At 72.3% G+C, this 12,105-nt stretch carries 8 protein-coding genes and 2 pseudogenes; all 10 read right to left on the bottom strand.

The window, feature by feature from the left end; translation table 11 throughout:
- Positions 1-127: twin-arginine translocation signal domain-containing protein (locus tag ACVNF4_RS05240; RefSeq protein WP_461801466.1), on the bottom strand; the 127-nt coding region annotated here is incomplete at its 3' end.
- A 205-nt stretch (positions 128-332) separates the two neighbouring features.
- Positions 333-1,502 carry a metabolite traffic protein EboE gene (gene eboE, locus ACVNF4_RS05235; RefSeq protein WP_461801463.1) on the bottom strand — a complete coding sequence of 390 codons (1,170 nt, stop codon included), beginning with the start codon at positions 1,500-1,502 and terminating at the stop codon, positions 333-335.
- 249 nt (positions 1,503-1,751) lie between these two features.
- Positions 1,752-2,207: pseudogene (locus ACVNF4_RS05230) on the bottom strand (sugar phosphate isomerase/epimerase family protein); the annotation flags it as partial.
- A 357-nt stretch (positions 2,208-2,564) separates the two neighbouring features.
- A pseudogene (locus ACVNF4_RS05225) lies at positions 2,565-2,909 on the bottom strand (TIM barrel protein); the annotation flags it as partial.
- A 215-nt stretch (positions 2,910-3,124) separates the two neighbouring features.
- Positions 3,125-4,681, bottom strand: coding sequence for an inositol-3-phosphate synthase (locus ACVNF4_RS05220; RefSeq protein WP_461801462.1), 1,557 nt, complete (start codon positions 4,679-4,681; stop codon positions 3,125-3,127).
- Positions 4,682-4,757: 76 nt separating this feature from the next.
- Positions 4,758-6,071 carry a ThuA domain-containing protein gene (locus ACVNF4_RS05215; protein ID WP_461801465.1) on the bottom strand — a complete coding sequence of 438 codons (1,314 nt, stop codon included), beginning with the start codon at positions 6,069-6,071 and terminating at the stop codon, positions 4,758-4,760.
- Positions 6,072-6,086: 15 nt separating this feature from the next.
- Positions 6,087-8,585, bottom strand: coding sequence for a PQQ-dependent sugar dehydrogenase (locus tag ACVNF4_RS05210; RefSeq protein ID WP_461801461.1), 2,499 nt, complete (start codon positions 8,583-8,585; stop codon positions 6,087-6,089).
- A gap of 136 nt (positions 8,586-8,721) precedes the next feature.
- Complete coding sequence (locus ACVNF4_RS05205) at positions 8,722-9,720, bottom strand: sugar phosphate isomerase/epimerase family protein (protein WP_461801460.1); 999 nt, start codon at positions 9,718-9,720, stop codon at positions 8,722-8,724.
- 11 nt (positions 9,721-9,731) lie between these two features.
- Positions 9,732-10,958, bottom strand: coding sequence for a Gfo/Idh/MocA family protein (locus ACVNF4_RS05200; protein WP_461801459.1), 1,227 nt, complete (start codon positions 10,956-10,958; stop codon positions 9,732-9,734).
- 89 nt (positions 10,959-11,047) lie between these two features.
- Positions 11,048-12,094 (bottom strand): substrate-binding domain-containing protein, encoded by a 1,047-nt coding sequence (locus ACVNF4_RS05195; protein WP_461801458.1) that lies wholly within the window; start codon positions 12,092-12,094, stop codon positions 11,048-11,050.
- Positions 12,095-12,105 lie beyond the last annotated feature (11 nt).

The raw sequence follows: 12,105 nt of genomic DNA, 5'->3' as shown, positions 1-12,105 counted from the left end.
CGAGGACGGGGGCGGCGATCGCGGCGCCCGCGACGGCGGTGCAGGTGGTGAGGAAGCGGCGGCGGCCGATGCCGAGGGTGCGGCGCAGGGCCTCGCCGGTGCCGGATTCGTCGTTGAACGCGGTCACGGTGTCTCGCTTTCGGGTCGGTGGTGACGGGGGGTGACGGATCGGTTCTCCGGGCGGTGACCTGGGGGTTCCGGCCGGGGTTCGGGGGCCTCTCGGAAGGGGTTCGGAGGGCTTCGGGGTCCGTTGTCAGTGGCGTGTGGTTACGTTGAGTCACGACCGGCGGACGGACTGTCGGACGGGTCGGCGGCCGGGATCGGGGCGGGGCTCAGGGGAGTTCCTTGAGGCCCAGGTCGGTCAGGAGGTCGCGGGCCAGGGCCAGTTCGGCGGCGATGCCGTCGGCGAGCTGGGCGCGGGTGCGGGGCCGGAGCGCGGGAGGGAGGGTCTGCCAGGTGTAGGTCTCGACTTCGAGATGCCGGGTGAGCGGGTGCGGGCCGCCGACGAGACGGGAGAGCGCGGCATGCAGGACAGGGAGCGTGGAGGTGAGGGGCGCGGCGGGCGTCGCGTGCAGCGGGACGTGGAAGTGGGCACGCCACGGGACTCCGGTGGGCAGGGCGTCCGCGGTGAGGGCCTCGGGCAGGTCGTCGGCGCCGGTGAGGCCGGTGGCGGTGAGCGCGCGGGTCTGATGCAGGTAGCGGGGCTCGGCGAAGGCGGCGAGCGCCTCGCGGACGGCGGGGAGATCGGGCCGCTCGGCGTGGAGAGCGGCGGAGAGCTGGGACTTGACGACGGGGACGCCGGCCGCGGCGAGGGCGTCCAGGGCGGTGTGCGGGTCTTCGAAGGAGGTGGCGAGATGGCAGGTGTCGACACAGATCCCGATCCGGGGGTGCGCGATCGCCGCGAGCGGGGCGAGGGCGTCGGCGGTGGTCTCGACGACGCAGCCCGGCTCGGGTTCGAGGCCGACCCGCACGGACCGGCCGGTCAGCTCCTGGAGCGCGTCGAGGCGTTCGGCGAGCGTGCGCAGGGCGGTGCGGGCCGTGTCCGCGCGCTCCCCGTCGAGGACGGTGCGCCAGGCGAGCGGCAGGGTGGAGACGCTGCCCTCGGTGACGTCGTCCGGCAGCAGCCCGGTGAGGACCCGCGCGAGTGCGGTGGTGTGGTCCAGGCGTTCCGGGTCGGCCCAGTCCGGCTTGTACACGCGGTACTTGACCTCCCCGGTGCCGAACCCGTCGTACGGGAAGCCGTTGAGGGTGACGACCTCCAGGCCGCGCCGGTCCAGGGTGGTCCGCAGGGCGCGCAGGGCGGCCGGGTCGGAGTCCAGGGCGTGCGCGGCGTCCCGGGCCAGCCACAGGCCGATGCCGAGGCGGTCGCGGCCGAGCCGGCGGCGTACGGGCTCGCAGTGGTCGCGGAGCTGGGCGAGGACGCCGTCGAGGGTTTCGGCGGGGTGGACGTTGGTGCAGTAGGCGAGGTGGACGGTCGAGCCGTCGGGGTGGCGGAAGCGCATCGCTCACTCCTCGCCGCGCGGCAGGCGAGCGCCCTGGTGGGCGGCGGGTGCCGCGTCGTTGCCGTCGGTCGTGCGGGACGTCAGGTGGGGGTGGGGGTCGGAGAGGGGCATCACGGTTCCGTCCGTCGTGGGGGTTCGGCCGGGGTCGGGGTCCGGCGGAGGTCGTCCGCCGGGTGGGTGTCCGCAGCGGTGTCGGTGGGCCGCGTCCCAAGGGGGGCCCGGTCCGGGTGGGGCATCGGAGGGCCTCCTTCAGGGGGTGGCCGCAGCGGTGAGGAAAGGGAGGGAGCGGGCCGCCTGGTGGGGGCCCGCGTGGGAGTGGCGGGGGAGTTCCACGACCGTCAGACCCCGGTAGCCGGTGGCGGCGAGGGCCGCGAGGACGGGCGGGAAGTCGATCTCGCCGTCGCCGAAGGGGAGGTGCTCGTGGACTCCGCGCCGCATGTCCTCGATCTGGACGTGCCGCAGCCAGGGGGCGGCCGCGCGGACGCAGTCGGCGGGCGAGAGGGGCTCCAGGCACTGGCAGTGGCCGATGTCGAGGGTGAGGCCCAGGTACGCGGGGTCGTCCAGGAGGGTGCGGAGGTGGTGGAAGTCGGCGAGGGTGGCGAGGAGGTGGCCGGGTTCGGGTTCGATCGCGAGGGGGATGCCGGCGGTGGCGGCTCTCGCCAGGACGGGGGTGAGGCTGTCGGTGAGGCGGGTCCAGGCGGTCGGGTGGGGGTGCGCCGGGGCTGGTGTCGGGGGGTGGGGTGGGTCCAGGGAGCTGAGCGGCTCCGGCGTGGAGGAGTGGGGCTTGTTCGAGGGGCGGGCGGGCGTCGAAGGATGCGGCGGCTTCGGCGCCGACTGCTCTGCCGGTGGGCGGGCGGGTTCCGCGTATCCGGCCGGTGCCGGGCCCGCCACCGTTGCCGGGTGCTGTTCGCGCTCTGTGTCCGGCTCCCGCCACGGCTGCGGCTCACTCCATGGCGCGGGTCGAGGCTCCGGTCCCGGCCCCTGTCCCTGTCGCGGCCTCCCTCTCCGCACCGGCCCCCGGCTCTGTCCCGGCCCGTGGTCCGGGTTCCGTTCCGACTCGGGTTCCGTCTCCGTCTCCGGGAGGACGCCGCTGAAGCAGTGGACGGCCTCGGCGCCCAGTTCCTCGGCGATCTCCACCGCGCAGATCAGCAGGGCGGTTCTGCGGGCGCGGTCCTGAGGGGCGGGGTCGATGAGGGAGGGGCCGTGTTTGCGGCGGGGGTCCAGGATGTAGCGGGCGCCCGTCTCGACGGTCACGCTCAGGCCGAGGGCGTCGAGGCGGCGGGCCAGACGGCGGGTGCGGGCGGGGAGGTCCGGGGCCAGCGGGTCCAGGTGCATGTGGTCGAGGGTCAGGCCGACGCCGTCGTAGCCGAGATCGGCGAGGAGGGTGAGGGCGTCGTCGAGACGCAGGTCGGTGAGGCCGTTGGTGCCGTAGCCGAAACGGAGAGGAGGGGTGCCGGGGAAGGTGGACGGCTGAGAGGCCGCACGCTCGACATGCCCACCGGGACGAGGGGCCGGCCCTGGTGCCGGGGCGGGTACGTCGCTCCGCGCGGAGGTCCGTGGCAGGGGGACTCCGTCGGCGCCCGAGCCCGCACGCACACCACTCGCCCGTCCGTCGGCCCGGCTCACACCCCCTCACCTCCGGCCTCGGAACCGCTCCCGGCCCCACCCTCACCGCTCTCCCCACCCACCGGGGCCTCCGAATCCACCGAACCCGACGGGCCCGCCTGGGTTGCCGGGACGCCAGGGCCGACCGGGGCCACGCCTTCTGACCTGACGGGAGCACCGGGGGAAACAGGTCCTGACGGACCCGATGAGGGCGCCGAAACAGTCGAGGACGCCGGCCCCGCCGGATCCGCCGAGCCCGACAACGTCGGCAACCCCGGTAGCTCCCCCGCCTCCTCGGCCACCACCCCCAACTCCCGCCCGAACTCGACAAGTTCCCCCCACTGCTCCTCCAGCCCCGCGGCACTCTCCCCCACCGGGTCCTTGAAGAAGAACCCCAACGCGGACAACGGCCCCACCACCCCCCGCTCGTGCGCGCGCAGCGCCAGCCGGGCCAGGTCGAGGACCAGCGGCGCGGCCAGTGCCGAGTCACAGCCCTGCCAGGTCGTCTGGAGAGTCATCCGCGTTCCGAGGAACCCGTCGAAGGCGATGTGGTCCCAGGCGGTCTTCCAGTCACCGAGGGCGGGGACGTCGTCGATGTGGACGCGCCCCTCGGGGACGGCACCGAGGGTGTCGGCGAGGACCCGCCCCTTGCCGGCGTTCTTCGCGGCGGCGGCCCCCGGGTCGGCCAGGGCGGCGCCGTCCCCACCGCCGAGGAGGTTGACGCCGGACCAGGCGCGCACGTCCAGCGCACGGCGGCTGAACATCGGCCCCAGCACGGACCGCAGGAGCGTCTGCCCCGTCTTCCCGTCCCGCCCGGCGTACGGCAGCCCGCACGACGCGGCGAGCTCCGCGAGGGCGGGGTGGTGCAGCCCCGTGGAGGGCGTGAAGTTCACGTAGGCGCAGCCGGCCCGCAGCGCTGCCGCCGCGTACAGCGAACTCGGCGGCAGGGCGGGGCCGTCGGGCGCCGCCTCGGTGGAGGCGACGTTCACGACGACGGCCCGGTCGAGCCCCCGGCGTCGTACGAAGTCCTGGATGTCGGCGGCGAGGGCGGCGATCAGCTGTTCGTCGCTGTCGAGCGCGCCGGACGGATCACCGCCTCCGGAAGCGGCGCCGACGAGCCCCGCCTGTCCCGCACCCTCCTCCCCCGGCCCACGCTCCACCCCGTCCGGTCCATGCACGCACCCCACCCCTTCCCCACCCGCCTCATCGCTGCCACCCCCGGCATCCGCCCCGCCCGTCCCCTCCCCAGTGCCGAAGCCGGTCCCTCCCGCACCCGCCCTGATCTCCCGCTCGGCAGCCACCAGTTCCGCCTCCACCGCAGCGGGAAGCCCCACCGGCAGCACCCCCTCCGCCGCCAACTCCTCCGCCCGCTTCGGCAGCGGCGTGTCCGTGACGTCGTGGCCGCCGAAGACGAGGGACGTGAGGGGCGGCAGCCCGGCGTGGGCGAACTCCGGTTTCTCCGTGACGAGTCCGGTCGGCGGGCGCAGCCCCGCGGTGACGGCGGCGCAGCCCGCGACGGCGGTGGTGGCGACGGAACCGCGTGCGCCGATCAGCCAGACACCTACCTTGGGCATGGCAATCTCCTTGCAACACACGTGAGTCGGGGAGTGGACGGCGGGCGGGAGTCCGGCGTCTCCCGCCCGCCGCCGTTCAACGGCCCGTGACGGGCAGTTCTTTGACGCGGATGTCGCGGAACGACACCTCGTCGCCGGGCCCGTGGTTCTGGAGCCCGATGTGTCCGTCGCGCAGGCTGCGCGCCGGGTCCCGGTTGGTGAAGTCGTTGATCTGCACGCCGTTGAGCCAGACGCGCAGCCGTTCACCTTCCACGCGGATCTCGTACGTGTTCCACTCCCCCGGCGGGTTCAGCGCCCGGTCGCGCTTGATCAGGTCGGCGGACTTGAATCCGTAGACCGAGCCGGTGGTGCGCCAGGGCACGTCGGTGGCGTCGATCTGCACCTCGTACCCGTTGTCGACGGCGGACCAGGGGTCGTCGGAGGGCGGGAAGCCCACGAACACACCGGAGTTGGAGTCCCCGGTGACCTTCCAGTCGGCCTTCAGCGAGTACGACGTGAAGGCGCGTCCGGCGTACCAGAGGAGCCCCATCCCGCCGGACGACGTCCACGTCCCGTCGGCCGAGCGGGTGAAGGAGCCGGGGCCGGCCTGCCGCCAGTCGCCGTCGGTGAGCTTCGTGTACCCGCTCTCCGGCCGACAGTCGGCCTGCGCCGCGCCGATGGCGTACCGGATGCCGCCGAGCAGATGCCCTCGGTAGGCCGGGTCGGCGTAGGACTCCTTGGTGTGTCCCGCGCCGGTGTAGAAGGCGCGGCCTCCCTGATAGGTCTGGCACCAGGCGATCGGATGGTCGCCGTTCATGCTGCCACCGGTGTAGGACGACTCGTCCAGGGAGGCCAACACCCGTACGGAGGCACGGGGGTTGGCGCGGTAGTCGTACCATTCGTCGGTGCGGTGCCAGGTCGGCGGGAGGGCCGAGGTCGCCGGGTGGGCGCGGTCCTCGACGACGGTGTCGGCCTGCTGGATCGCCGGGTGGCTGCGGAAGTACGCGCCGACGAGGCCGCCGTAGAACGCCCAGTCGTACTCGGTGTCGGCGGCGGAGTGGATGCCGACGTAGGCGCCGCCCTTGCGGATGTAGCTCTCGAACGCGGCCTGTTGGGTGTCGTCGAGGACGTTCCCGGTGGTGGAGAGGAAGACGACGGCGGCGTAGCGGCGGAGGTTGGCCTTCGTGAACGCGGTGGCGTCCTCGGTCGCGTCGACTCTGAACTCGCCGCTGGAGGCGCCGAGTTCGCGGATCGTGTTGATGCCGTCGGGGATGGAGTCGTGCCGGAAGCCGGCGGTCTTGGAGAAGACGAGGACCCGTGGGGTGCCGCGGTCCGGCTGGGCCAGGGCGGATGGTTCGGCGAGCGCGCCGAGGAGCAGGGTGGCGCCCGCGACCGCGCCGAGTGCGCGCATCATGGGGCTTTCCTCTCAGCCGGTGGTGAAGGTGAAGTCGTCGATCTCGTACAGGGGTTGACCGCTGCGGCCCTTGAAGACGAGGTAGAGGTCGGTGGTCCCGCGAGGCGTGCGGGACAGCTTCGCGGTGACGTCCTGGTAGGTCTCCCAGCCGCCGGTCACCGGCACCGTGGCCTTGCCGAGGAGGGTGCCCTTGGCGGATCCGGCACGGATCTCCAGGGTGCCGCCGGCTCCGGCGGAGGCGACGCGCGCCGTCACCGAGGTGGCGTTCCGCAGCGCGTACGGCGTGAACGAGATCCAGTCGCCGTTCTCGATGGACCCGACGGCCTTCGCGCCGTTCGCGGTGGCCCGTGAACTCACGGTCACGCCGCTGGAGTTGGTGTAGTGCTCGGCCTGGCGGTGGCGGGGCTGGAGGACGCTCTGGTCGTGCGAGGTGAGCGCGGCCTGTCCGCCGCCCCCGTTGTCGGTGTACTCGGCGTCGAGCACGCCGAAGATGTTGGCGTTGGGGTCGTGGCCGCCGTCGGCGCTGGTCTGGAGGGTGCCGGAGCAGCCGGTCGCGGAGGTGATCGGGTGGCCGTGGCTGTCGTGGCCGAGGATGAAGCGGACGGTGACCTTGGCGCAGTCGATGGCCTTGCCGTCTTCGGGGTCGGTCACCTTCACCTTGAAGGGGATCGCGTCACCGAAGCTGAACAGGTGCCCGTTCTGGGGGACTTGGAGGACGACGGTGGGGGCGGTGTTGCCGACGACGACCTGGACGCTCGCGCTGCCGGTCCGTCCGCCCGGGTCCTTGGCGGTCAGCGTGGCGGTGTAGGTGCCGTTCTTGCGGTAGGTGTGCGTGGGGTTCGCGGCCGTCGACGTGGCGCCGTCGCCGAAGTCCCAGCGGTGGGTGAGGGCGTCGCCGTCCTGGTCGGTGGTTCCGGCGGAGGAGAACGTCACCCTCAACGGGGCTTGTCCGGACGTCCTGTTGGCAGCCGCTTGGGCGACGGGCGAGTGGCCGTCGGTGGCGTTCTCGATGCGGTAGAGCGCGGAGTGCTCGTCGCCGCCGAACCAGGCGGTGCCGTAGTCGAGGACGTAGAGCGCGCCGTCGGGGCCGAAGGCCATGTCCATCACCTGGGTGCCGGTCCAGGGGATGTTGTTGATGGACTTGACGGTGCCGTTCGCGTCGCTGGTGATGCGTTTGATCCAGCGGCGGCCGAACTCGCCGGCGAAGAAGTCGCCGTCGTACGCGGCGGGGAACTTGACGGGCGAGTCGAGGTTCGGGTCGTAGCGGTAGACCGGGCCGCCCATGGGGGACTCGGAGCCGTCGCCGAACTCCGGTACGGAGGCGCCGTCGTAGGGGATCCAGGCGGGCTGGGCCGGGGGCAGGTCGACGAGGCCGGTGTTGTGCGGGGAGGTGTTCTTCGGCGCGTCGCAGTCGAAGGCGGCGCCGGAGGTCTTGGTGGCGAAGTCATAGTCCACGTAAGGGTCGTTGGCGCCGGTGCAGAAGGGCCAGCCGAAGTTGCCGGGGCCGGTGACGCGGTCGAACTCGACCTGCCCGCCGGGTCCCCGCTTCGGGTCGGCGGCGCCCGCGTCGGGGCCGTAGTCGCCGATGTAGAGGTAGCCGGTGGCCTTGTCGACGCTGAAGCGGAACGGGTTGCGGAAGCCCATCGCGTAGATCTCGGGCCGCGTTTTGGCGGTGCCGGGCGCGAAGAGGTTGCCGTCTGGGACCGTGTACGTGCCGTCGGCGTTCACCTTGATGCGCAGGATCTTGCCGCGCAGGTCGTTGGTGTTGCCGGCCGAACGGCGGGCGTCGAAGCCGGGGTTGCGGCCGTCGCGCTGGTCGATGGGGGTGAACCCGTCGGACTGGAAGGGGTTGGTGTCGTCGCCGGTCGACAGGTACAGGTTGCCGGCCGCGTCGAAGTCGATGTCGCCGCCGACGTGGCAGCACAGGCCGCGGGTGGTGGCGACGTCGAGGATCTGCTTCTCGCTGGCCGCGTTCAGGGTGTTGTCCGCGTTGAGCGTGAAGCGGGAGAGGCGGTTGACGCCGTCGAAGGGCGCGAAGTCGGCGGGGGTGCCGTTCTCGGGGGCGTCGCCGGCCGGGGTGTTCAACTTGGGTGCGTAGTAGAGGTAGATGAAGCGGTTGCTACTGAACTGCGGGTCGACGCCGATGCCTTGGAGGCCCTCTTCGTCGTGGTTGTAGACGTCGAGCTTGCCGATGAGCCGGGTGTTGCCGGCCGCGTCGGTGCGGCGGAGTTCGCCGTCGCGGGAGGTGTGCAGGACGGAGCGGTCGGGGAGGACGGCGAGCGACATGGGTTCGCCGACCTCCGCCTCGCCCTTGGCCAGGGTGACCTGCTGGAAGTCCTCGGCGGCGGTGGTTCTCGCGTCGTCGGCGACGGCTGCGCCGGCGGGGGGTGTGGCGAGGGTGAGGGATGCCCCGGCGAGCAGGGCGCCGGACAGCAGCGCCACGGCTCGGCGCAGGGGTGGGCGTCGTCTCGGGGAGCGGGGTGCGGGGGTGGTGCGGTCGTTCCCGTGCACGGGTGCCTCCAGGGTGGTGCCTTCGGGTGCGTACGGTCACCGGGATGCGCCGTCATCCCGGGACGCGGGAAGGGAACTGACGGTCCGTCACAGTGGACGGACCTCTCAGCCCTGTCGAACCGGCCTGGTCCGCCGGTCAGTTGGAGAACGCCGCGTCGAACGAGGTCGACGGCGGCTCGAAGTCGAACTTCTTGAGGCTGGCGAGCGCCTCGGGCGCTCCCTGGAGCCGGTCCATGCCGGCGTCCTCCCACTCGACGGAGACGGGGCCCTGGTAGTCGATGGACCGCAGCATCCGGAACACGTCCTCCCAGGGGACGTCCCCGTGCCCGGCCGACACGAAGTCCCAGCCGCGCCGGGGGTCGCCCCACGGCAGGTGGGAGCCGAGCCGCCCGTTGCGTCCGTCGAGGCGTTTGCGGGCCTCCTTGCAGTCGACGTGGTAGATCCGGTCCCGGAAGTCCCAGAGGAACCCGACCGGGTCGAGGTCCTGCCACACGAAATGCGAGGGGTCGAAGTTCAGCCCGAACGCGGGCCGGTGGCCGACGGCCTCCAGGGCGCGGTGGGTCGTCCAGTAGTCGTAGGCGATCTCGCTGGGGTGCACCTCGTGCGCGAACCGCACGCCCTCGGCGTCGAAGACGTCCAGGATCGGGTTCCAGCGCTCCGCGAAGTCGTCGTACCCGCGCTCGATCATCGCCTCGGGGGCGGGCGGGAACATCGCGACGAGGTGCCAGATCGCGGAGCCGGTGAAGCCGATGACGGTGTCGACGCCGAACGCGGACGCGGCGCGGGCGGTGTCGCGCATCCGGCTCGCGGCGCGGCGCCGGACGCCTTCGGGGTCGCCGTCGCCCCACACGTCGGCGGGCAGGATCGCCTGGTGGCGTTCGTCGATGATGGCGTCGCAGACGGCCTGGCCCACCAGGTGGTTGGAGATCGCCCAGCACTTCAGGCCGTATTTGTCGAGGAGTTGGTGGCGGGAGTCGATGTACGCCGGGTCGGCGAGGGCTTTGTCGACCTCGAAGTGGTCGCCCCAGCAGGCGAGTTCGAGTCCGTCGTAGCCGAAGTCGCGGGCGTGGCGGCAGACCTCTTCGAGCGGCAGGTCGGCCCACTGGCCGGTGAACAGGGTGAACGGGCGCGGCATGTCCGGGCTCCTCAGTCCGTGACGGGGGTGTAGACGGAGTTCTTCTCGGCGCTCTCCTCGACGGCGGCGAGCACCCGCTGCACCTGGAGTCCGTCGGCGAACGACGGCTGCGGGGCGCGGAGTTCGGCGATCGCGTGGACGAGGTCGCGGGCCTGGTGGACGAAGGTGTGCTCGTAGCCGAGGCCGTGGCCCGGGGGCCACCAGGCGCCGAGGTAGGGGTGTTCGGGTTCGGTGACGAGGATGCGGCGGAACCCCGCCTCGGTGGCGGGGAGCGTCCCGTCGTGGAACCAGAGTTCGTTGAGGCGCTCCAGGTCGAACCAGAGCGAGCCCTTCTCGCCGTTGAGTTCGATGCGCAGGGCGTTCTTGCGGCCGGTGGCGAAGCGGGTCGCCTCGAAGGAGGCGAGGGCGCCGGAGGCGAACCGGGCGTTGAACAGGGCGGCGTCGTCGACGGTGACGGCGCCGGTCTCGCGGGCTCCCCCGGTGGCCGTGCCCGCGCTGAGCCCGCTGGTTCCGGCGCCCGGCAGCGGGCGTTCCCGGACGAACGTCTCGGTCATCGCCGACACCCCCGCGAGCCGCTCCCCCGCCAGGTACTGCGCGAGGTCGACGATGTGCGCGCCGAGGTCCCCGAGGGATCCGGAGCCGGCGAGTTCCTTGCGCAGCCGCCAGGTGAGCGGGAATTGCGGGTCCACGAGCCAGTCCTGAAGGTACGTCACCCGCAGGTGCCGGAGCCTGCCGAGCCGTCCGTCCGCCACCAGTTGCCGGGCGAACGCGGTGGCGGGCACCCGGCGGTAGTTGAACCCGACCATCGCCAACCGGCCGCGCTCGTAGGCCTGTTCGGCGGCGCGGGTCATCTCCCGGGCCTCCTCGACGGTGTTGGCGAGGGGCTTCTCGCACAGCACGTGCTTGCCGGCCGCGAGGGCGGCGAGCGCGATCTCGGCGTGGCTGTCGCCGGGGGTGCAGATGTCGACGAGGTCGATGTCGTCGCGTGCGATCAGCGCCCGCCAGTCGGTCTCGGTGGACTGCCAGCCGTGCTGGTCCGCCGCCGCGCGGACCGCGTCCGGGTCGCGTCCGCAGATCGCGGCGAGAACCGGGCTGAGGGGAAGGTCGAAGACCCGGCCGGCGGTGCGCCAGCCCTGGGAGTGGGCGGCGCCCATGAAGGCGTAGCCGACCATGCCGACGCGAAGCGGCGGCTTCCCCTGTGCCCCGGCCGGTCCCGTCGGCTCCTGCGGCTGTTCCATGCGGTGGTCCTCCTCGTTCGTGGTGCGCTTCGTGGTGCGCGCGGTGGGGGTGCTGACCTGCGGCCGTCATCCGCCGTCGGCCGGTTCTGTCACCTGAAACCGGTGGGCATGTACTGGTCGACGTTGGTCTTGTCGACGACGGCCGAGTACAGGGTGATCGAGGCGGGGATCTCGAACTCGGCGAGCCCGCCGACGCCCTTGCCCTGGCCGAGGGCGCGGGCGAGGTCGATCGCGGAGGCGGCCATCGTCGGCGGGTACAGGACGGTCGCCTTGAGGACGCCCTTGTCCTGCTTGATGGCCTGCATCGCGGAGAGCGCGCCCGCGCCGCCGACCATCAGGAAGTCGTCGCGCCCGGCCTGCTCGACGGCGCGCAGCGCGCCCACGCCCTGGTCGTCGTCGTGGTTCCACAGGGCGTCGAACTGGGGCTGGGCCTGGAGGAGTTGGGCCATCTTGGCCTGGCCCGTCTCGACGGTGAACTCGGCGGCCTGGCGGGCGACCTTCTTGAGGTTCGGGTAGTTCTTCAGCGCGTCGTCGAAGCCTTGTGTGCGCTGCCGGGTCAGCTCCAGGTTGTCGATGCCGGCGAGTTCGACGACCTTCGCGTTCGCCTTGCCCTTGAGTTTCTCGCCGATGTACCGCCCGGCGTTGAAGCCCATGCCGTAGTTGTCGCCGCCGATCCAGCACCGGTAGGCCTGCGGGGTGTTGAAGATCCGGTCGAGGTTGACGACGGGGATGCCGGCCCGCATCGCCTTGAGGCCGACCTGGGTGAGGGCCTTGCCGTCGGCGGGCAGGATGACGAGGACGTCGACCTTCTTGTTGATGAGGGTCTCGATCTGCCCGATCTGCTGGGCGGTGTCGTTGGAGCCCTCGGTGATCTCCAGGTGCACGTCGGAATACTTCTGGGCGCGCTTCTTGGCCTGGTCGTTGATGGCGTTGAGCCAGCCGTGGTCGGCCTGGGGTCCGGCGAACCCGACGGTGACCTTCTTTCCGGGCTGGTCGTCGGCGACGGGCTGCCCGCTGCTCCCGGTCTCCTGCTTGTCGTCACTGGTCTCGTTGCTGGTGCAACCGGCGAGGACGGCGGTGGCCGAGACGGCGGCCGTCCCGAAGAGCAGCCCTCTGCGGCTGGGAAGGTGTGACATAGGACTGGACC

It is taken from the genome of Streptomyces sp. S6 (genome assembly GCF_054880855.1).
This window is presented reverse-complemented; position numbering and strand designations above follow the sequence as displayed.